The organism is Nocardiopsis sp. M1B1 (assembly GCF_052466615.1).
Genome location: NZ_CP196194.1, coordinates 6,427,366 through 6,447,977 on the forward strand (window position 1 = coordinate 6,427,366; position 20,612 = coordinate 6,447,977).

General features: G+C 71.1%; 19 protein-coding genes. 8 read left to right on the plus strand and 11 right to left on the minus strand.

Annotated elements, in window-relative coordinates; translation table 11 throughout:
* Positions 1-190 precede the first annotated feature (190 nt).
* The gene (locus ACSTA4_RS27885) at positions 191-631 is read right to left on the minus strand and encodes a DoxX family protein (RefSeq protein WP_274975274.1); all 441 of its coding nucleotides are present in this window, start codon (positions 629-631) and stop codon (positions 191-193) included.
* A 188-nt stretch (positions 632-819) separates the two neighbouring features.
* Positions 820-1,326, minus strand: a complete 507-nt coding sequence (locus ACSTA4_RS27890; RefSeq protein WP_444961665.1) for a MarR family winged helix-turn-helix transcriptional regulator — start codon at positions 1,324-1,326, stop codon at positions 820-822.
* 335 nt (positions 1,327-1,661) lie between these two features.
* On the opposite strand from ACSTA4_RS27890, the gene ACSTA4_RS27895 reads away from it, so the two are divergent.
* The 3 genes from ACSTA4_RS27895 (at position 1,662) to ACSTA4_RS27905 (ending at position 3,105) form a co-directional block, all read left to right on the plus strand.
* Positions 1,662-2,231 (plus strand): NADAR family protein, encoded by a 570-nt coding sequence (locus tag ACSTA4_RS27895; protein WP_444961666.1) that lies wholly within the window; start codon positions 1,662-1,664, stop codon positions 2,229-2,231.
* A gap of 43 nt (positions 2,232-2,274) precedes the next feature.
* On the plus strand, positions 2,275-2,427 hold the full coding sequence (locus tag ACSTA4_RS27900; RefSeq protein ID WP_444961667.1) for a hypothetical protein: 153 nt from the start codon (positions 2,275-2,277) through the stop codon (positions 2,425-2,427).
* A 435-nt stretch (positions 2,428-2,862) separates the two neighbouring features.
* On the plus strand, positions 2,863-3,105 hold the full coding sequence (locus ACSTA4_RS27905) for a hypothetical protein (protein WP_248772590.1): 243 nt from the start codon (positions 2,863-2,865) through the stop codon (positions 3,103-3,105).
* A gap of 45 nt (positions 3,106-3,150) precedes the next feature.
* Here ACSTA4_RS27905 and ACSTA4_RS27910 read toward each other — a convergent pair whose 3' ends face one another.
* Entirely contained in the window at positions 3,151-3,909 is a 759-nt protein-coding gene (locus ACSTA4_RS27910; RefSeq protein WP_444961668.1) for an SDR family NAD(P)-dependent oxidoreductase, read from the minus strand.
* A gap of 126 nt (positions 3,910-4,035) precedes the next feature.
* On the opposite strand from ACSTA4_RS27910, the gene ACSTA4_RS27915 reads away from it, so the two are divergent.
* Entirely contained in the window at positions 4,036-4,989 is a 954-nt protein-coding gene (locus tag ACSTA4_RS27915; protein ID WP_444961669.1) for a helix-turn-helix transcriptional regulator, read from the plus strand.
* A gap of 217 nt (positions 4,990-5,206) precedes the next feature.
* On the opposite strand, the gene ACSTA4_RS27920 is transcribed toward ACSTA4_RS27915, so the two are convergent.
* Entirely contained in the window at positions 5,207-6,817 is a 1,611-nt protein-coding gene (locus ACSTA4_RS27920) for an IS200/IS605 family accessory protein TnpB-related protein (RefSeq protein ID WP_444961670.1), read from the minus strand.
* Positions 6,818-7,172: 355 nt separating this feature from the next.
* On the opposite strand from ACSTA4_RS27920, the gene ACSTA4_RS27925 reads away from it, so the two are divergent.
* A complete protein-coding gene (locus ACSTA4_RS27925; protein WP_274975278.1) occupies positions 7,173-7,823 on the plus strand; it encodes a TetR/AcrR family transcriptional regulator in 651 nt (216 codons plus the stop codon).
* 111 nt (positions 7,824-7,934) lie between these two features.
* On the opposite strand, the gene ACSTA4_RS27930 is transcribed toward ACSTA4_RS27925, so the two are convergent.
* Positions 7,935-9,233, minus strand: a complete 1,299-nt coding sequence (locus ACSTA4_RS27930) for an Ig-like domain-containing protein (RefSeq protein ID WP_444961671.1) — start codon at positions 9,231-9,233, stop codon at positions 7,935-7,937.
* A 310-nt stretch (positions 9,234-9,543) separates the two neighbouring features.
* Between ACSTA4_RS27930 and ACSTA4_RS27935 the strand changes: the two genes are divergently transcribed.
* The gene (locus ACSTA4_RS27935) at positions 9,544-9,867 is read left to right on the plus strand and encodes a DMT family transporter (RefSeq protein WP_444961672.1); all 324 of its coding nucleotides are present in this window, start codon (positions 9,544-9,546) and stop codon (positions 9,865-9,867) included.
* 32 nt (positions 9,868-9,899) lie between these two features.
* Positions 9,900-10,478, plus strand: coding sequence for a TetR/AcrR family transcriptional regulator (locus ACSTA4_RS27940; protein ID WP_444964292.1), 579 nt, complete (start codon positions 9,900-9,902; stop codon positions 10,476-10,478).
* Here the strand turns inward: ACSTA4_RS27940 and ACSTA4_RS27945 are convergent.
* Positions 10,417-11,256: a DUF6597 domain-containing transcriptional factor gene (locus ACSTA4_RS27945; RefSeq protein WP_444961673.1), complete on the minus strand. Its 840-nt coding sequence runs from the start codon at positions 11,254-11,256 to the stop codon at positions 10,417-10,419. The two genes, ACSTA4_RS27940 and ACSTA4_RS27945, sit on opposite strands and share 62 nt — an antisense overlap.
* A gap of 121 nt (positions 11,257-11,377) precedes the next feature.
* On the opposite strand from ACSTA4_RS27945, the gene ACSTA4_RS27950 reads away from it, so the two are divergent.
* Positions 11,378-11,929 carry a TIGR03086 family metal-binding protein gene (locus ACSTA4_RS27950; protein WP_444961674.1) on the plus strand — a complete coding sequence of 184 codons (552 nt, stop codon included), beginning with the start codon at positions 11,378-11,380 and terminating at the stop codon, positions 11,927-11,929.
* A gap of 537 nt (positions 11,930-12,466) precedes the next feature.
* Here ACSTA4_RS27950 and dacB read toward each other — a convergent pair.
* From dacB to ACSTA4_RS27975, 5 genes are all read right to left on the minus strand, one after another.
* A complete protein-coding gene (dacB, locus tag ACSTA4_RS27955; protein WP_444961675.1) occupies positions 12,467-14,104 on the minus strand; it encodes a D-alanyl-D-alanine carboxypeptidase/D-alanyl-D-alanine endopeptidase in 1,638 nt (545 codons plus the stop codon).
* Between the two features lie 503 nt (positions 14,105-14,607).
* Positions 14,608-16,818 (minus strand): ABC transporter ATP-binding protein, encoded by a 2,211-nt coding sequence (locus ACSTA4_RS27960; RefSeq protein WP_444961676.1) that lies wholly within the window; start codon positions 16,816-16,818, stop codon positions 14,608-14,610.
* Entirely contained in the window at positions 16,815-17,735 is a 921-nt protein-coding gene (locus ACSTA4_RS27965) for an ABC transporter permease (protein WP_444961677.1), read from the minus strand. Before ACSTA4_RS27965 ends, ACSTA4_RS27960 begins: the two co-directional genes overlap by 4 nt.
* Positions 17,728-18,738, minus strand: coding sequence for an ABC transporter permease (locus tag ACSTA4_RS27970; protein ID WP_444961678.1), 1,011 nt, complete (start codon positions 18,736-18,738; stop codon positions 17,728-17,730). The genes ACSTA4_RS27965 and ACSTA4_RS27970 overlap by 8 nt, the downstream gene beginning before the upstream one ends.
* A gap of 82 nt (positions 18,739-18,820) precedes the next feature.
* Positions 18,821-20,518, minus strand: coding sequence for an ABC transporter family substrate-binding protein (locus ACSTA4_RS27975; RefSeq protein ID WP_444961679.1), 1,698 nt, complete (start codon positions 20,516-20,518; stop codon positions 18,821-18,823).
* Positions 20,519-20,612: the final 94 nt, after the last annotated feature.

Genomic DNA, 20,612 nt, shown 5'->3' on the forward strand with positions numbered 1-20,612 from the left:
CCCGCTCAGTGTTTCGGGTGCACCGAATTCTACCTGTCGTTCATGAAAATGTGTTGCCGCGAAGGAGAGCGAAAGGTCTGGGCGTTTTTCGTGAGGTATAGGTGAATTTGGATAAACAAGTTAAGAAAAGGGAGTTATGTGCGGCACCCGGGCCGTCCGCCTCCGGCGACGGACGGCCCGGACGCGCTGGTCAGGAGGCCGGTACCGGTTCAGGGGTCCGACGGCGGGGGCGGCCCCACGGCATGAGGCGGTCCACGCAGAGGCGGCCGCCCGCGAACCCGAGGGCCAGGGCGGCGACGCCGAGGACCAGTACGAGTTCGAAGCCGCCGACCAGCGGGTCGCCGACGTGGGCGAAGAAGTAGGCGCCGGCCATCATGAAGGCCAGGAGAAGCCCGGCCAGGGGCAGGGCGAACCCGATGATGAGGGCCAGTCCGGCGCCCACCTCGATGCTCGCCCCCAGGAGCGCGGCGAACTGCGGGAAGGGGATCCCCATGGACGCGAAGCCCTGAGCGGTGCCTTCGAGACTGGACATCTTCGGCCAGCCGTGCGCGATGAAGACGACGCCGACCACGACTCTGGCGAGCAGCGCGGCGACGTCCCCCACGCGGGACATGAGCGGATTCTCGGTCATAGCGGTTCCTGTTCCTGTGAGCGGGTAACCCAGGAGGAGGTCGTGGCCTCGCACCGTTGCTTGAGACTACAACCTTTTCCTGGGAAAGCAGATGATAGTACGCATCCACCCGAACACATAGAGTGCCAATGAGGGATATTTCTCCCCCTCGGCGTCCGCCCTGGTGAGAGCCGACAACAGAACGCGACTCAGTCCCGGCGCACCGTACCGGTCGGCCCCGTGTACCGCGGCTCCTCGCCCCCGGGGTCGAGCACGCCGAGCATGGACTCCGCGATCCCCCGCAACTGCTTGACCTGGTCCTCGGTGAGCGCGTCGAAGAGCACGCGCCGGACCTCGTGCACGTGGCCCGGTGCCGCCTCGCGCAGCACGGCCGCCCCCTCAGGGGTGAGCTCGGCCAGGGTGGTGCGCCGGTCTCCTGGCCGCTTGAACCTGCGGACCAGGCCGTCCCCCTCCAGGCGGGCGACCGCGTGCGAGAGGCGGCTGGGCGAGGAGCGCAGCCTCCTGGCCAGGTCGGTCATCGTCATCACGCGCTCGGGCGCCTCGGACAGCTTCACCAGGATCTGGTAGTAGGCGTGGGACATGCCGGAGTCCTGTCTGAGCTGCCGGTCCAGCGCCCCGTCCAGCAGGTGGACGGCGGCCAGGAAGGCCCGCCACGTCCGCTGTTCGCCCTCGTCGAGCCACCGCGTCTCGGCCATCGGGCCCGTGCCCCCAGGGATAACTTGAGAGTTCAACTGTGTTCTGGTCAAATATCTATCTTCCAGGCATCGGAGAGCGGCCGCGGCACGGCGGCCCCACCCGCCCGAGCGCGGTCCTCCGGTTTCGGCGCACCGGAAGGAGGCCCAGTCCACCGTCGGCGCCACGGCGGACGGAATCCCTCTGACCTACGGACTTCCGGGGTTTCCCGCAACGCTACTACGGAGTCACATACGCCGCCCCGGATGCGCCCCGCCCCCGTTCTCGGCCCCCGCGGCGGCCGCCGCACGCCCTCCCGGCGCCGCGCGTGTCGGTACCGCTTGGGACACTCTCCCCCATGACGGACACACACGATCCCGCGGACGCGCGCACGGTCGAGGAACTGGTGGCCTCGACGGGCAGAGCCAAGTACCTGTGCTTCTGGGGCCACCAGCCGCCCGCCTCCGGAGGCGTGTCGGCGAGCTGCCTGTCGCAGTGGTGGCCCGCCGACTTCACGGTGGAGGGGGTCGGCTACCGCACCGCGGAGCACTACATGATGGCCGCCAAGGCCCGCCTGTTCGGTGACACCGAGGCGGAGGAGCGGATCCTCGCGGCGGGCCACCCCCGGGACGCCAAGGTGATCGGCCGCCAGGTGCGCGGCTTCGACGAGCGCGGGTGGGAGGCGGCCCGCTTCGGGATCGTGGTCGAGGGCGGCCTCGCCAAGTTCGGCCAGAACCCGGAGCTGCGCGAGTTCCTGCTCGGCACCGGCAGGCGGGTGCTAGTGGAGGCCAGCCCCCGCGACCGGGTGTGGGGCATCGGGCTGGGCGCCAAGAACGACGACGCGCAGGTCCCCGAGCGCTGGCGGGGGCTCAACCTGCTGGGGTTCGCCCTGATGGAGACCCGGGCCCGCCTGGCCGCGGCTCCGTGACGCCGGGTCCGTCCTCCGCCGGACAGACGCGGACGGAGTCGGCGTGATCGAGGCCATGGGGCGCAAGGCGCTGGCCGTACGCGCGGACAGCGCGGACGCCGGGGCGGGGGTCGGTGCCGCCGCCCGCCTGGCCGGCCCGGGCGACCGGTTCGTCACGGGCACGGTGGTGAGCGTGGACGTGGGGATCAGCGCCTGAACCCGGGTTGGAGCGCGCCGGAGCCGCGCGCTCCGTCCCGTGGCTCCCGTGTTCCCGTTGGCGCGTCAAAAAAGACGTATCGCGCGTGGTGTGTAGTTATCAGGCGCTTTTTCCGAATCGCATCCCGCGATCACCGTCGGATCACCCGGATTTCACCCGCCGTATCTGTGGTTACGGCTCCGGTGTGCCCACGACAGGAGTAGAGTCCAGACCGCGGACAGCATGGTGCTTCCGGCACCGCACCCGTTCCCCCGAGCACTCCGGGTCTCGGCGTTCCCGCCGCCACCCGTCAGACGCTCGCGCGGCCCGACCACGTACGCCCGCCGCACGCTCCGGGAGACCGGTTCACCCACGCGCACCCGCCGGTGCCGCACGCGGTCCGGGAACGCACCGTCCTTCTTCCATCCAGGACGAACCACACTCCAGGGACTTCCCATGGCCTATTACCGCATCCAGTTGCGCGACGGCTCCAACCACACGCTCCAGGCGGTGCGCATGCGCACCGACGCACGCAGCCTCTACCTGGAGGAGCGCACCGCCGGGGCGTGGACCGAGGTGTTCTCGAACCCGATCACGGAGGTGGAGCGCGTCCAGCGCCGCTTCACCGAGAACGACGGCACGTGGACCTGGCTGAGCGAGAGCCTGCCCGCCCCCGTCGGCGGCGTCCGCGCCTGGTGAGGCCACGGCCGGGCGGAGGGGATCCGCCCGGCCCCGGCACCACCGTCACCAGGGCAGGACCCCGTAGCTCTCCGGGTCCCCAGCCGAAGCCAGGTGGCCCCAGAGCACCCCGTTGGGTCCGTCCCCGGGCAGGGTGGCCAGATGCAGGTTCACCCTCGCGCCCTGCTCCGCCGTGCGCGTGCCCGTGTTGCCGTTGAGGTCGGTCGCGCAGTACCCGGGGTTGGCCGCGTTGACCTTGGCACCCAGGGGCGCGAGGGTCTTGGCGTACAGCGCCGTCACCATGTTCACCGCCGCCTTGGAGGCGGGGTAGCCCGTATCGCCCTCCATCGTGAAGAACGGGCCGTACGGATCGGTCATCGTTCCGATCGATCCGACCTCGCTGGACACGTTGACCACCCGCGCGGCCTCCGAGCGGCGCAGCAGGTCCAGGAACGCATCGGTGACCGTCACCGTGCCCACCACGTTCACCTCCAGCGTCCGCCGGAGCGCGACGGGATCGACCTCGCCGATTCCGCCCCGGCCCAGGGCCACGCCCGCGTTGTTGACCAGCACGTCCAGCCGTCCGAACTCCTTCTCCACCCGCGCGGCGGCGGTCCGGACGCTCTCGGCGTCGGTGACGTCCAGAGCCAGCGCGCGGACGTCCACGCCCTCCTCCCGAAGGGCCTTCTCCGCCTCGGCACCGCGTCGTGCGTCCCGGAAACCGGCCAGCACCGTCATTCCCTCCAGCCCGAGCAGTCGCGCGGTCTGGAATCCGATTCCCTTGTTCGCCCCCGTCACGAGGGCGATTCTGCGTGTCTTCGCCATGGGATCGATCGTGGAAGGGTCGGCGGACTCGCGGAAGGAACCGTCGAGGCTGGTATCGGCGGTACCACTGTGCGGAAGGCGTTCCTGGGGCACTCTGGACGGAGGACCACGATGAGGAGGCGTGCGATGGCGGACCGCGGGGAACTCGCGGCGTTCCTGCGCGACCGGCGCGGCAGGATCGGCCCAGGCGACGTCGGCCTGCCCGACACCGGGCGCCGCCGCACTCCGGGCCTGCGCCGCCAGGAGGTGGCACAGCTCGCAGGGATGTCGGTGGAGTACTACGTACGGCTGGAGCAGGCCCGCGGCCCCAACCCGTCCGGGCAGGTGCTGTCGGCGCTCTCGCGTGCCCTGATGCTGAACGTCGACGAGCGCGCCTACCTCTTCCACACGGCCGGAGCAGAGCCCCCCGTCACCCGCGGTCCCAGCCGCGAGATCTCCACGGCGGTGCGGTACCTGCTGGACGGCCTGGCCACCACCCCCGCCTACGTGCTGGACGCCAAGTACGAGGTGCTCGCGTGGAACCGGATGGCCGTTCACTTCATCGGGGACATGGCGGAGTTGCCCGAGGGAGAGCGCAACCTCATAGTGTGGATGTTCTCCCGGCCGGAGGACGAACCGCACTGGGACGACCCGCACAACGTCTGCTTCACCCAGCACTCGGTGGCGGACCTGCGTGCGGCCTACGCCCGTTACCCGGGCGACCCGGAGATCGCCCGCCTGGTCACCACCCTGCTGGGTACCTCACCGAGGTTCGCCCGGATGTGGGAGTCGCGCGAGGTGCGCAAACGGCGCGGGTTCAGCAAGAGGGTGGACCACCCGACCATGGGTGCCCTGGTATTCGAGTGCCAACTGCTCCACGTGCCCGACACCGACCAGCGGATCATGATGTACTGCCCCGAACCCGGGTCCGCCACGGAGCGGTCGATGGCGCGCCTGGCCGCCGGGTCCCCGGCGCCGGCGTTCGACGGGCCCACCCCGCTGTCCGCACCGTTCGGTTCGGCACCCTGCGGGCCGGGCGGGCTGGTCGAGGAGCCGCCGCCCGCAGCGGGGCACGAGGTCCACCCGGCCCGGCGTCCGTGAGGGAGGCGTCGGGGCGGGACAACGGCAGCCGGACGTGTTCCTGTTTCGCTGGCCGGTGCCCGTCTCCGTGGGGCGGTCTCGCCCGACCTCCACAGACGTTGCGACTCTCCGCTGTGACACGGGCGTGAAGGTCCGGAGTCACGGACCCCCGGCCCTGTGTCCTACTCCTCCTGGACCGGAACCGTTCCTGAACAGTGTTCAGAAGTGACCCCGGGGGTCACTTTGGCACTGCACCCATCCCGAACGGTGCTGGATGGGCTGGGTCACCGCGTTCCTGCCCCGTCCGGCCACGCGCATCGCGTGCACGCACCGTGACGGGAGGGCGGTTTCCCTCACGCCCACAACTCCCCGATGCGGCCTGGACGGTCCGATGCCCCACACCATCACCCTGGTGGTGCGGGGGCGGTGCCGTCCGACGCCGGACCGGGTGGCCCTGAGCGCGCCGCCCGACCGCGATGCTGGCCGCATCGTGCCGGGAGACCTTCCTACGTTGGGTGGACAGGGGCTTTTGCCAGTGCTGGGCACCCCACCGGGAGGTGTATGCGGGGTCCACGGCGATGACCGACACCCCCAGGGTGTGGGCCATCGAGGTCAGCCGGGACCGCAGACGAGCGGTGGGAAAACCACTGATCAGCCGCCGGAACTTCTTACGCCGTCCATGCTTCTCCCGGGTCTTCTCGCGGGCGAAGTCCAAGTCCTCCACGGCGATGGCCCGCACACCGCTTGTCGTGGCCCAGCGCAACAGTCGGGACAGGGCATGGCGTACCTGCGCGTCCCGGTGGGAGGCGCTGCCGGACAGGTCGAACTCAAAGCGGTGTGGGTTCCCGATCGGGTTGCCGTGGGTGTCGAGCCGCCAGGCGGCCAGGTGGTCGGCGTTGGCGTCCACCCCGACCACCCCGCGGGCCAGTGCCGCCTCCCACGGCACCTGTGGGGCGGGGGTGGGGGTCCAGGACGCGGTTACGTACCACCGTTCCCGATCCGCGTCCAGGTGGAGGCGGTAGGCCACCGCCCCGTCAGCCTCGATTCGATCAGCCCACTCGGTGCCCCGGTGGGCGAAGGCCACCCGACCCGAGAGCACATACCGACCGTGCGCGGCGTTAGCCAGGTGCGCCAACGGGGCGGGCAACCGGATCGAGACCTGCCCCTCGGGGGTGATGCGGATGGTCTCGTTGCCGTACCGTTTTCCGGACTCACCATCAGCTTGGAGGAAGAAACGTGCAGCCTCCCACCGGGCCCGCCACTGGGCCTGGGTGAGTCCGGCCTGGTCCAGGTGGTGACGGGTGTGCAGCAGCCGTTTGCCGCCGCGCACCACCCGTACACGGCCCTCCTCCCAGTCAGCGACCGCCACCGCATGGCGATGTTCCAGGGCGGCCAGGCGTCGGGACTTGGCGTGCCACTCCCGGCGACAGGCGTACCCGCCCGGCACACCCCGGGTGCCCGGGGTTTTGAGGGGTTGGGACAACCGGTGGCGCAGGGTGTCGATCCCCGTTTGGAGGCGGTGCAGGTGGGCGGCCTGGCTGCGGCGGGCCAGCGCCCACTGCTCGTTCGAGGCCCTGGTGATCGCCCCCGCCCACCGCGACGAGGACTCAGCGGTCAGCTCCCGTTTGCGGGCCGCCAAGGAGTCCTTGTCGTGGTTGGTGCCGTCCGCGCATCGGGCGGCCAGGTCCGTGGAGGCCAAGGACCCCAGGTGCGCGCCCACCGCCCGCAGCACCGCCTCGTCCTCAGGGGTGAGGCCCTTGAGCCGATCACGCACACTCACCCCGGACGGTGCGGGGGCCAGGAACGGGTCGGCGATCGACCGCAACCGCCGCATGCCGGTACCCGCCATCCCTTCCCACCTCCCGATACCTGCCGGTTTCGTCACTGTGTTCGAGACGACCGTAGCCAGGACCGGGGGCGCTTGTCCGGAGAATCAGCGAACTCCTCGGACGGAATGTCACCGGCGGGCCGTCCACCGGAGTGGGGGCACACAGCCACACACCGCTTTCCAACAGCAGCACAGGATGACTCCTGTGCCCTCGTGTGCGTTTGCGTGACTTCCCGACCCAACAGCTAACAACCCCTCTTACTTAACATTCATTGAGCGAGGGGGCGGGGAAAGCTGGATACCGTGGACGGCGGGTCCGCGACCCCCCGCACGGGCCCGGAGTACCCGACGGGGTACAGGAAGTGGAGAGACCAGGATGAGCGAGACGACCCCGGCGCCGGACACCCGCGCCCCCTCCGGCTCCGAGGCGCCGACACCGCGGAGGCGGGTGAACCGGCGAGAGCAGATCCTGCGCACGGCGGCCGACGTCTTCGCCTCGCGGGGCTTCCACAACACCTCGCTGGCCGACATCGCGGCGACGCTCAGCATCACCCCTGCGGGGGTCCTGCACCACTTCGGCTCCAAGACCGACCTGCTCACCGCCGTCCTGGAGTTGCGCGACGACACCGATCCGGCGCCGGAGGGCAGCAGGATGCTGGACCACCTGGTGGCGACCGCCGAGCGCAACGCCGAGCGGCCGGGGACCACGCAGCTCTACGCGGTGCTGTCGGCGGAGAGCGCCACCGACGAGCACCCGGCGCAGGACTGGTTCCGGGACCGCTACACGGTGCTGCGCAGGGAGATCGCGGACGCCGTGCTGGACCGGCTGGAACCGGGGCACCGGGAGGCCGCGGACACGCCGGGACCGGACGGGCACACCCCGGCGGAGGCCGCGGCGTCGGCGGTCATCGCCGCGATGGACGGGCTCCAGGTGCAGTGGCTGCTGGACCCGGGCGCGGTGGACATGGCCGCCGTCACCGAGCTGGTGATCGACTCCGTGGTGGCCCGGCTGTCCCGACGGGACTGACCGGGGGGCGTCCGGGGCGGGCTGGTCGCGTCCCGCGGAGGTCGCGGAACGCCGGAGGGGGCGCCGGGAACCGTGCGGTTCCCGGCGCCCCCTCCGGCGTTGGGCGGGCGGTTACTGCTCGCCGTGGACGGAGCCGGGGGTGCCCGAACCGTCGGTCACCTGCGGCTCGCCGGTCGCGCTCTCGGCCAGCCACTCGTCCCAGGACATCTGCCAGAAGCCCCAGCCGTTGTTCCACTCCAGTTCGCGGTCGGTGCCGGTGGTCTCCATGACGTCGCCCATGAGGGTGTTCTCGAAGATCCAGCGGGCGTCGTCCATGCGCAGGTTGGTGCAGCCGTTGGAGGTGTTGGCGCTGCCGATGTTGCCGTTGTAGGAGGCCTCGTGCAGGAACTCGCCGCTGTCGCTGGTGCGGACCGCGTACTGCACGTCCACGTTGTAGGCGCCGGGGGTGCCCTCGGGAATGCCCACGGTGGAGGAGTCCATGGTCATCTGCTCGTAGCGCTGCATGAGCACGTGCGTGCCGGAGGTCGTGGTGTCGAAGCGGCGGCTGGCCTTGCCGTTGCTCACCTCGATGGTGCGGTCGTGCTCACCGTCGATGTTGACGACCAGCTCGTGGTCGGGCACGTGCATGGTCATGATCAGCTCGCGGCCGACCTCGAAGTCGATGCGGTGGTTCTCCACGCCGTAGACGCCCTCGGAGGCCTCGACGCCCGCGAGGTGCAGGTCGACGCTCACGGCCTGGTGGGGCTCCCAGTACTCCTCCGGCCGGAAGACGGCCATCGTGTCGGTCTCCCAGTTCCAGGCGCCCTGGACACCCTGCTCGGAGATGACCTCCATGGAGTTCTCGACCTGCGCCTTGTTGGTCACCGGCAGGTCGAAGTTGATGACGATCGGCATGCCCACGCCGACGGTGTCACCGGAGACGGGCCAGTTGGAGGCCAGTTCCAGGCGCTGCCCGGCGACCGCCTCCAGGGTGGTGAACTCCTGGACGACCTCGGTCTCCTCACCGGCGTCGTTCTCGGCGGTCGCGGTGACCACGACCTCCGCGCCGGGGCGCAGGTTCCAGTCGCTGACCCACTCGGTCGCGTCGCCGTTGAGGGTGCCGGTCATGGCGTAGAGGTCGGGGTCCTGCGACTCGCCCTCCGCCGCGGCCTCGGTGGCGACGACCTGCTCCACCTGGACGTCCGTGATGACACCGCTCTCGGCGGTGACCTTGATGGGGGAGTTGGGCGCGACCTCCTCGGCGCCGCTCTCGGGAGTGATCACCAGTTCCGCGGGATCGGCGCTGGCCGCGTCGGTACCGCCGCCCTGGGTCTCGGCCTCACCCGACGTGCAGGCCGTCGCGGCCAGCGCCAGCACTGCCAGTCCGATACCGAAACGACGCGCCACCGCCGGAGCTGTCTTGCCCGTCACGTCTGGTTACCTCCATGTCATGCCTGAAACGCCATCCACGCAAGTAAGACGCACACCCACCGAAAAGGTTCTGAAATCTCATGCATCGGTATAGAGCGGTTATCTGGGGCGTGGGACGTGGGGGACGCCGGAACCGAAGACGATACACCCCGGGGGTACACCTCGATTCCCTACGGGTATGAGGTTACGGCCATCCATAACCGGCCTTGGACACCGGGTCGGCCCTCCGCCTAGAATCTTGTCCGAACGCTCAGGTTTCTTCTCCGGAGGAACCTGGTCAAACGCCCAGTCCTCCGTCGGAAGGAACGCCGTGCCCTGGCTCTGGCTGGCCGGAGCGATCATCGCCGAGGTGATCGCCACCACCTCACTCAAGCTCTCCGAGGGCTTCAGCCGCCCGCTGCCCTCGGTCCTCGTCGTGGTCGGTTACGTCGGGGCCTTCCTCATGCTCAGCCAGTCCCTCACCCGGGGCATCAACCTCGGCGTGGCCTACGGCGTGTGGGCGGCCGTGGGCATCGCGCTGGTCGCGATGATCGGCACGCTGCTCTTCGGCGAGTCGCTCACCTGGGTCCAGATCGGCGGGATCGCGCTGATCATCGCGGGGGTCATGGCCCTGGAACTGGGCGGGCGGCACTGAACGTCCACGACACGGCGGCCGTCGGCGGGGACATCGCCGACGGACGAAGACGCAAGGGCGAGCGGCGCCGCCGACAGCTCCTGGACGCCACCATGCGCGTCATCGAACGCGACGGCGTGGCGGCGGTCAGCCAGCGGCGAGTGGCCGCCGAGGCCGGGGTGCCGCCCAGCACCGTCACCTACTACCACGCGACCGTCGACGACCTGCTCGTGGACACCCTGACCCGGGTCAACGACACCTACGTGGCCGCGCTGGCCGCCGTGCCCGAGGACTCGGACGCGGCCCTGCGCGCCCTGGCCGGGATGATCGCGGTGGGTTCGGGCCCCGAACGGGCCCAGGTGATGGCCGAATGCGAACTTTTCCTGCTCGCCGCGCGCCGCCCGGCCCTGCGCCCGCAGATCGAGCGCTGGAACCGGGCCGTGGACGCCTTCCTCGCGCCCTACCTCCCCCGCCCGGAGGACCGCGCGGGCGTGGGCGCCGCCGTCGACGGCCTGTTCATGCGGTGCTGCGCCGACCCGGACCTGACGGCCGAGGACGTGTACCGCACGCTCAGCCGCCTGGTGTCGCGCGCGCCGCGTAGCGCGCGGGAGGGGCCCCCAGAACGGCGGTGAACTCCCTGGTCAGGTGGGACTGGTCGCTGAACCCGAGTTCGGCGGCCAGGCTCCCCCAGTCGGGCGGCGCGCCCTTCCTGGCCCGCTCGGCGGCCTCGTAGAGCCGGTACCTGCGGATGACCGCCTTGGGTCCGAGGCCGACGTGGTCGGCGAAGCGGCGCTGGAGCAGGCGTACGCCCATCCCCTCGCGCCGGGCGAGCCCGGACACGTTGACCACCGAGGGGTCGGCGGCCACCCGCTCCACGACGTCGCGGGTGTCCTCGGCCGGGTGGCGGTCCGCGGGGAGCAGTTCGGCCAGGGCGCGGTCGACCCGGGCCATGAGGGCGAGGGGACCGGACGGCGCCGCGCCGTCGAAGACCCCGCTTCTGCCCGGGACCCCACTCGCACCGAGGGTGCCGAAGACCTCCGACGCGGGGAGGGCGGCGTCCACGATCGTGTTCATGGGCTTGCCGAGGAACGGGCAGAACCCCGCGGGCCGGAACATCACCCCGAGCGCCCAGCCCTCGCCCTCCAGGCGGCGCTCGGTCACCTCGGTGGTCGGGCCGTGCACCGTCGCGGTCCCACCGGTGAACACCAGGTTCACGACGGGGTGGGCCAGGACCCGCTGGGTGTACGGCTCGCGGCCGGTCAGGTTCCAGGAGGCGAGCCAGTAGCGGTCCACGAAGCGGGCCACCCGCTCCGAGGGCGCGTGTCGGTCCAGGCGGAACCGGGTCAGCCCGGCGGCCGGGTCGAGGATGCCGCGCGCGTCCCCCTCCACCCCCAGGGAGTACGGTCTCACGGCTCCAGGGTAGCCCTCCGCCTCCGAACACACGTGCGGTTCGTCGTGTTTGTTCAAGACGGGGCCCGGTCGAGGGGGCGAGGATGGCGGGCACCGAGACGGACCCGAGGGGAACACGATCATGAGCGACACCTCCGAGCGCTACGCCCGCCTGTCCGAGGACTTCGCCGGGACGGTGGCGGCCGTCCCCGCCGACCGCTGGTCGTCGGCGTCCCCCTGCGAGGGGTGGGACGCCCGCGACGTGGTCCGCCACGTCGTGGACACCCAGGGCATGTTCCTCGGCCTGGTCGGCCGCGAACTGGGCGGCATCCCCTCCGTGGACGAGGACCCCCGCGCCGCCTGGGACGCCGCCCGCGCGGTGGTACAGGCCGACCTGGACGACCCGCGGCGCGCGGGCACCGCGTTCGACGGGTTCTTCGGCCGCACCACCTTCGCCGAGGCGGTGAACCGGTTCCTCTGCTTCGACCTCGTGGTGCACCGCTGGGACCTGGCCCGGGCCACCGGCCAGGACGAGCGCCTGGACCCCGGCGACGTCCGGTGGGCGCACGGGGCCACCGCCTCCTTCGGGGAGCACCTGCGCGGGAACAGTGTCTGCGGTCCCGAGCTCACCCCGCCCGAGGGCGCCGACGCCCAGACCCGGTTCCTGGCCTTCGTCGGCCGCCGCGCCTGGTAGCGGCCCCGGGCTCCCCCGCCCCGGGAACCGGTACGGCCTCGTCCGGGGAGGGCGGCCGGGCCGGACCGCCCCGAGCACCCCGCCCCGGGGGCGGCACACGAGCGGGGACAGGAGGCGGGCGATTCTCCCACCGAGGCGGGACACGACGCTGGGGTAGGAAGCGACGCCGGGGCCGGACACGACGCTGAGGTGGGACACGATCGGAACGCTCTCTTCCCGGGACTCCGCGCGGGCGGAGGAGGCGGACAGGCGGTGCGACGCGGATCGTGTGACGCGAGGAGGCGGCGCCGTCCTCTCCGAGGATGCCACCTTCGCAACCGAAGCGGCGGAGCCCGTCCACACCTGTGGAAAACCCGGAGGGCCACGGGGAGACTCCCCGTGGCCCTCCGGCCGAGTCACCGCGCCTCAGGCGCGGCCGCCCTCGATCGCGATCGCACCGCCCGCGTGTTCCGCGCCTGCCGCGCCTCACGCGCGGGCGGTGCGCGGACCGGGCGGCGCGGCCGCCGCCCGGTCGTGCGCCCTCAGCGGGTCAGCGGATCAGCAGGTCAGCTCCCATGAGCACTCCAGCTCACCGCCGGGCTGGGTCGGCGCGCTCTGGGACCGGACGCTCACGGGCGTCTGGTGGCCCAGGTACTCGGCCAGCCGGACGGCGATCGCGTCCTGCACCGGCGTGGGGGCCGGGCCGCTGTAGCCGTTGTTGACGACGCTGAACGCCAGCCCGTCGCCGCCGTCCTGCCCGGCCACGTATCCGGACAGCGCGCTGATGCCCGTCATGGTGCCGGTCTTGGCGGAGACGACGCCCGCGGCGGCGGTGCCGCCCATGCGGAACCGCAGGGTTCCCCCGGTGAACGGGTCGCTCTCGCCCGCCACCGGCAGCGAGTCCGCCCAGATCCCGTGCCAGGACGCGTCGCGCGCACTCACGAGCAGGTCCACGACCGCGTCGGAGGTGACCAGGTTGCCCCGGGACAGGCCCGAGCCGTCGTTGAGGACGATGTCGGAGGTGTCCACCCCCAGCCCGGACAGGGACCGCTCGACACCGGTCAGCCCGGCGTCCCAGCTCCCCTCGCCCGCGACCTCCTGGCCGATGCTCTTGACGAGCATCTCGGCGTGGCCGTTGTTGCTGAACTTCATGAAGGGGACGAGGATCTCCGCCAGCTCGGGGGACTCGTGGTCGGCCACCAGCCGGGCCCCGTGGCGTCCCCTCCCGGGTGCCTCGCCGAACTCCACGCCGCCCTCGACGGTGACGCCGTGCCGCTCCAGCGCCCGCGCGAAGAGGTGCCCGGTCAGGCCCGCGGGCTCGTCCACCGTGCGCAGGGCGGTCACGGGGGCGGCGTCGGCCGGGATCGTGCCGGTCACCGTGATGGTGTTGGTCCCCACGGGGCGGTCGACGACCACGCTGCTGGTGCCGCCCGCGGGACCGGTCACGGCCCGGTTGTCGAGTTCGGCGTAGCCCTCGGCGGCGCCCAGGTCCACGGTGGCGGGCGCACCCGCCGCGCCGGGGGTGACCACGACCTCGGTCACGCCGGTGTCGTAGCGCTCCCCGTGGGCGACGGTGAGGGCCGAGATCTGCGCGGAGTAGGCGTAGGGCTCGTCCTCGGGCCACCAGTCGTCCACGAGGCGCTGGGAGTCGAACCAGGTGTCGTCGGCGAGGACGTCACCCCGCACGGTCCTGACCCCGGAGGCGGCCACTTCGGCGGCCAGCGCGTCCAGATCCTGCTCGGACAGGGTGGGGTCGCCGCCGCCGACCAGGTACAGGTCCTCAACGGAGCGCCGCTGCCGGTGGCCGTCGGTCACGACCTCGGTGGAGAAGGTGTGGTCGGCGCCCAGGACGTCCAGGGCGGCCGCCGCGGTGAACAGCTTCATGTTGGACGCGGGCACCAGCTGCTCCCCGCTGTCGCGCGAGTACAGCACCGCGCCGGTGGCGGGGTCGGTGACGGTCACCCCGGACACCCCGCCCTCGAGGGACGGGTCCGCCAGGAGGGCGTCGATGTCCGCGCGGAGGTCGGTCAGGCGCTCCTCCGCGGCCGCCGGGTCGGCGTGGGCCGGGAGCGCGCCCAGGGGCGCCGCGACGAGCACGGGGACGGCCGCGAGGGCCGCGGTCCAGGCGGCGCGTCGCCGGACCGGGGCACGGCGCCTCCCGACCGGGGGTTCACTGGAAGCGTTGGGGGTTGTCAACGGCGTGTCTCCTAGCGGTCACGGACACAAGGGGCACCGCACCCTAACCCGCCGCGGTTCCCCGGCACCAGCACCCCGGGTGCGGGTCGGACACGGGAGGGGCGCGTGAGGACGCCCAGGCCCAGGTGACGCACGTGCACCCGAATCCGCCACAGACAGAACCGTCCGGTTTCGGTCTTCCTCGTGGGAGCGACGAGGGGGCCCGACGCACGGAAGCGGTACCGGGCGCCCCCTCCGCGCCCCGCCCCGGTGCGGCGGTGTGCGTCCGCGCCCGGAGCGGACCCGCGGACCGGCCCCGACCGCCGGTCTCCTTCCCGGGCGAGCCGGGGGTCGCGGCACCCAACGGCGGTGTGTGCCCCCGGTCCCGGAGCGAACCCCGAGCGCCGAACCCCTCCCGCCGCTGTACGCGGCGTGAACGGCGAACGGGCCGGTACCGGGGACGCACTCCCCCGGCACCGGCCCGTCACGGCCGCCGCGCCCGGATCACCCGGACGGCGCCCCGGTCAGAACAGTTCCCTGGCCCGCGAGTAGTGGCAGGCGTCCAGGTGGCCCGCCCCCCGGTCCATCAGCTCCGGCGGCTCCTCCACGCACTTGGCGCGCTCGCTCTCCGACAGCTCGTTCGCGAACTTCGGGCACCGGGTCCGGAACCGGCAGCCCGAGGGCGGGTCGGCGGGACTGGGCACGTCGCCGGTGACCACGATCCGCTCCCGGGTCCGCTCCTTGACCGGGTCCGGCAGGGGGATCGCCGAGATCAGCGCCTGCGTGTACGGGTGCGAGGGCGCCCCGAACAGCTCCGCCGTCGTCCCCGTCTCCACGATCTTGCCGAGGTACATCACGGCCACCCGGTCGGCGATGTGCTTGACCACCGACAGGTCGTGCGAGACGAACAGGTACGACAGGCCCAGGTCGTCCTGGAGGTCCTCCAGCAGGTTGATCACGCCCGCCTGGATGGACACGTCCAGCGCCGAGACGGGCTCGTCCAGGATGAGCACCTTGGGGTTGAGCGCCAGCGCGCGGGCGATGCCGATGCGCTGGCGCTGGCCGCCCGAGAACTCGTGCGGGTAGCGCGAGCCGTGCTCGGCGTTGAGCCCCACCAGGTCCAGCAGCTCCTTGACCCGCTTCTTGGCGGTGCCGTTGCCCTGGCCGTGGATCCGCAGCGGCTCGGCGATGATGTCCGAGACCGTCATGCGCGGGTCCAGGGAGGCGAACGGGTCCTGGAAGACCAGCTGGAGGTCGCGGCGCAGCGGGCGCATCTGCCGCGGGGACAGAGTGTGCAACGGCTGCCCCATGTAGCTGACCTCGCCCGAGGTCTGCTTGATCAGCTGGAGCATGAGGCGGGCGGTGGTGGACTTGCCGCACCCGGACTCGCCGACCAGGGCGAGGGTCTCGTGCTCGCGCAGCTCCAGGGAGACCCCGGAGACCGCCTGCACCTCGCCGATCCTGCGCCGCAGGAGGCCCTTGGAGCGGATGGGGAAGTTCTTGACCAGGTCCTTGACGGTCAGGATGGCCTCACGGGGCTCCCCGTCCGAGGGCCCGGCGGTCTCCGCGCCGATCCGGGCGCGCGCCTCCTGTGCCTGTCCCTCGGCCTCCTCGACCTCCGTGACGGTGTCGGCCTCCACCGCCGTCCCCCGGAACAGGTCGGCGGGGGCCGCGCCCCCCAGCTCCTCGCTGAAGTGGCAGGCCGCCGTGTGCGCGGAGGTGTCCGTCGCCGGTACTCGCACCCGCTCCCCGTCCCCGCCGACCGCGAGCAGGAGGGGCTCCTGTTCACGGCACAGGTCCCGGGCCATCGGGCAGCGCGGCGAGAACGCGCACCCGGTGGGCAGGGAGAGCAGGGAGGGCGGGGTGCCCACGATGGGGGTGAGCCGCTCGTGGCGGTCCTCGTCCAGGCGGGGCAGCGAACCCAGCAGGCCGAGGGCGTAGGGCATCCGCGGGCGGTAGAAGACCTCCTCCACGGGGCCCATCTCCACGAGGCGGCCGCCGTACATCACGCCGATCCTGTCGACGTGCCCGGCCACCACGCCGAGGTCGTGGGTGATCAGCACCAGGGCGGCGCCGGTCTCCTTGCGGGCCGCCTCCAGCGCCTCCAGGACCTGCGCCTGGACGGTCACGTCCAGGGCCGTGGTCGGCTCGTCGGCGATGATGACGTCGGGCTCGTTTGCCATCGCGATGGCGATCACCACGCGCTGGCGCATGCCGCCCGACAGCTCGTGCGGGTACTGCTTGATCCGCTGCTCCGGGCTGGGGATGCCCACCAGCTCCAGCAGTTCCAGCGCCCGGGCCATCGCCGCCTTCTTGCCCACCTTGCGGTGGGCCAGGACGGCCTCGGCGATCTGGTAGCCGACGGTGTAGACGGGGTTCAGCGAGGTCAGCGGGTCCTGGAAGATCATCGCGATCTTGTTGCCGCGGACCTTGCTGATCTGCGCGTCCTTGAGGCCGATGACCTCCTGGCCCAGCACCTTGGCCGAGCCCTCGACGCGGGCGTTCTTGGGCAGCAGCCCCATGATCGCCATCGAGGTCACGGACTTGCCCGATCCGGACTCACCCACGATCCCCAGCGCCTCGCCCCGGCGCAGGACGTAGGACACCTCGCGCACGGCGGGCAGCGGCCCGTCGTCGGAGGGGAAGGTGACGCTGAGGTCGCTGACCTCCAGGACCACGTCGCCGGTCGCGGCCGGGGCGGTCCCCTCGTTGCTCATCTGGTCAGTCGTGGTCATCGCCGCACCATGGTCTGTCGTGGGTCGAGGGCGTCGCGCAGCCCGTCGCCGATGAAGTTGATCGTCAGGCAGATCACCACCAGCAGCACGCCGGGCGGGTAGAACAGCCAGGGCCTGGTGGACGCGGCAGTGCGCGCGTCGCCAATCATCTGTCCGAGCGAGATGTCGGGGGGCTGGATGCCGAACTGGAGGAAGGACATGCCCGCCTCCAGCAGGATCGCCACCGCGATCAGCAGGGTGGCCGCGACGATGATCGGCCCCGCCGCGTTGGGCAGCAGGTGGCGGACGATGATCCACCCGGGTGAGGCCCCGGCGGCCCTGGCCGCCTCCACGAACTCCTGCTCGCGCAGGGACAGGACCACGCTGCGCACCACGCGGGCGATCTGCGCCCACGAGAAGAAGCCGATGATGAGGGCCACCGCGTACCAGGTGGTTCCGGCCCGGGCGTTGCCCGCGATGGCGGCGACCATCACCAGCAGCGGCACGATCATGAACACGTCCACGACGCGCATCATGAGCGCGTCGATCCGGCCGCCGTAGTAACCGGCCGTGGCCCCCCACAGGGAGCCGATGACGGTGCCCATGACCGACACCGTGAACGCCACCTTGAGCGTCTGCTGGGCGCCGCGCATGAGCTGGCCCAGGACGTCGTGCCCGGCCGTGGTGGTGCCCAACGGGTGGTCGGCGTTGGGCGGCACGCTCGGCGGGATGTCCAGGTTGACGGTGTGGTCCCACCGCCACAGGAACGGGCCGAGGAAGGCTGCCAGGACGATGAGACCGAGCACAGCCAGGCTGATCATGGCGGCCCGGTGGCGCAGGAACCGGGACAGGATCATCTGGAACTGGGTGCGTTCGGCGCCTCCGACGCTCTCGGCGTCGGCGCTCCGCGGCGCCTGGGGCGCCCTCTTCTCACTCATAGCGAATCCTCGGGTCGAGCACGCCGTACAGGAGATCGGCGATGAGGTTGGCCACGATGACCATGACACCGCTGAGCAGCAGCCACGCCATCAGCGCGTACGAGTCGTTCTTCTCGACCGCGGTGATGAAGAACTCGCCCAGCCCGCGCCACTGGAAGACGCGTTCGGTCAGGACCGCGCCGTCGATGATCCCGGCGATGCCGACGGCGACCACCGTGGTCAGCGGGATGAGGGCCGTGCGCAGCGCGTGGCGCCGGATGACGACGCGGTTGGGCAGGCCCTTGGCCCGGGCCAGACGGACGTAGTCGCTGTTGAGCACCTCGAGCATGGAGGTCCGCTGGTACCGGCTCCACGAGGCGAAGCTGGTCAGCATCAGCACGATCGTGGGCAGGGTCATGTAGGCGAAGGCGTTGGTGACGCGCCCCCAGAAGTCCTCGCCCTGTGCCTGGTAGACGCCGTCGCCGATCGTGGCGAGAACCTGGTCCCCCACGAGTTCGTTGAAGCCGACCCCGGCCTGCTGCATGATGCCCGCGAACCAGAACACGGGCATCGCCAGAGCCAGGAAGCCGATGAACGTGAGCGTGTAGTCGAGCTTGGAGTACTGGCGCATCGCGCTGACGACGCCGGCCAGGACGGCCAGGCCCAGCGCGAAGACCATGGCCGCGCCCACCAGGCGCAGGGTGGTGCCCAGCCGCTCGGCGATGTTCTCGCCGATGTCGTAGCTGTTGCTCTGCGTGGAGGGGCCGAACTCGCCCTGGAGCAGGCCGATGTCGCCGTTGCCGCCGATGCCGGTGACCCAGAGCCAGTAGCGCTCGGGCATGGACCGGTCGAGGTAGAGCCGCTCCTCCTGGAGCTGGATGACCGAGGGGTCCGGGGGCGGCTGCTGCATCCTGAGATCCGCGAGCGGGTCACCGGAGACGTCGATCAGGACGAAGGTGAGCACGGACGCGAGGATCAGGATGGGTATCGCGCCCAGGACGCGCCGCACCGTGTAAACGAGCATGAGTGTGATCCTTCAGGGGTGGACGAGGACCGGCCCGGGCCCGGGAGGATGCCCCGGGCCCGGGCCACGGGCCTGAGCCGAGTTACTCGGCGAGGTCCCACTCACCGATGTTGTAGGTGGCGCGGTAGCTGGACTGGAGGTTGTCCTCGACGTTGGCGAGCCGGTCACTCACGAAGAAGTAGTTGGGCTCGGCCACGATCGGCAGGACGTAGGCGTCCGGGACCACTGCGGCCACGGCGGCGTTGGCGTGTTCGGCCGCCTCGTCCAGGCTGGTCGCCGTCGCGGTGGCCCGGGCGTGCTCGTCCACCTCGTCGTTGGCGTAGCCGCCGAAGTTGCTGGGGCTGTCGCTGCGCCAGAACTGCTCGGGGCTGGTGGTGAAGTACGGGGTGCCGCTCCAGCCGAACTGGACGATGTCGTATTCCTGCTCGTCCAGCATCGTGCCCAGGTCGTCGGTCATCTCGATGGTGGTCTCGATGCCGATCTCGGCGAGCTGGGCCTGGATCAGCTGCACGGAGTTGTTGCGGATGACGGTGTCGGTGCTGCGCAGGCGGAACGGGCCGACCTGCTCGCCGTCCAGCATGAGGGTGTCCCCGTCGAGCTCGTAGCCCGCATCCTCCAGGATCTCGGTGGCGGCCTCGACGTCGCCGCTGCCCTGCCCGCTCTCGGAGATGTGGTCCTCGAAGTACTCGCTGTCGCTGCCGAAGATGTGGTTGTTCTTCAGCTCGTACTCGGGGTAGCCGGCCTCGAAGTTGCGGCTGGCGATCTCGTCGCGGTTGATCGCGGTGAAGACGGCCCTGCGCAGCTCGACGTCCGAGAGCCACTCGTTCTCGGTGTTGATGTCGATGTGCTCCCAGATGTTGCCTTCCCCGACGCTGAGGGTGGTGCCCTCCATCTCCCTCAGCTGGGTGATGACGTCCTCGCTGTACTGGGCGGGGTTGGCGCCGTGGATCTCGCCGTTCTGGAAGGCGGGGATGAAGGTGCCCTCGTCGGTGTTGTACGGCATGATGACGCGGTCGAGCGCGGGCGCCTCGCCCCACCACTCCGGGTTGGGCTCCTTGACGACCTGGTTCTGCAGGTCGCCGTCCACGATCTGGTACGGGCCGCCGGACCACTCGGGGCGGGTGTCGTGCAGCCAGGTGAAGTACTCGCCGAGCTGCGCGGGGTCGTCGACGTCCCAGCCCTGCTCCTCGGCCAGGTGCGCCGGGTAGAAGCCGCCCGCCACGCTGTGCGCGTCGAACATGCCCATCCACTCCGGGTTGGCCAGGCCCTCCTTGAGGCGGAAGGTCGCGGTCTTGCCGTCGACCTCGACCTCCTCGACCATGTCGGCGCTCGTGGTGCCGCGGGAGTCGCAGGTGTCGCAGTAGCCCTCGGTGGGAGCTGCGGACATCATCCACGTGACGCGCAGGTCCTCGCCGGTCATCGGCGTGCCGTCACTCCACACGGCGTCCTCGGCGAGGGTGAAGCTGAACTCGAAGGGGCCCTCGTCCGGGTTGTCGTTGACGAGCGTGGGCTCCTCAGCGAGGACGTCCATGTCGTACTCGTAGGTCGCGTCGGGCTGGTACTGCCCGGTATAGGGGAGCACACCGGAGAGCATCTGGATGACGTAGACGCTGCCGCCCGCGCCGCTGATGGCTCCCCAGGCGGCGGGAAGGCTGTTGATCACCCATGTGACCTCCTTCTCCTGCTCGCCTTCGCCACCGCCGCCGCCGCAGGCGGTCAGCACCATCAAAGCGGAGGTGCCCGCCGCGGCGAGCGCGAGCGTCTTCCTTCGTTTGTGCATCAGTTACACCCTTGATCACTAATACGAGCCGAACCTCGGGGTTGTGTGGTTCGCACACGCCCCGCAGAACTAGGCGATTAGTCGATCAGAAGAC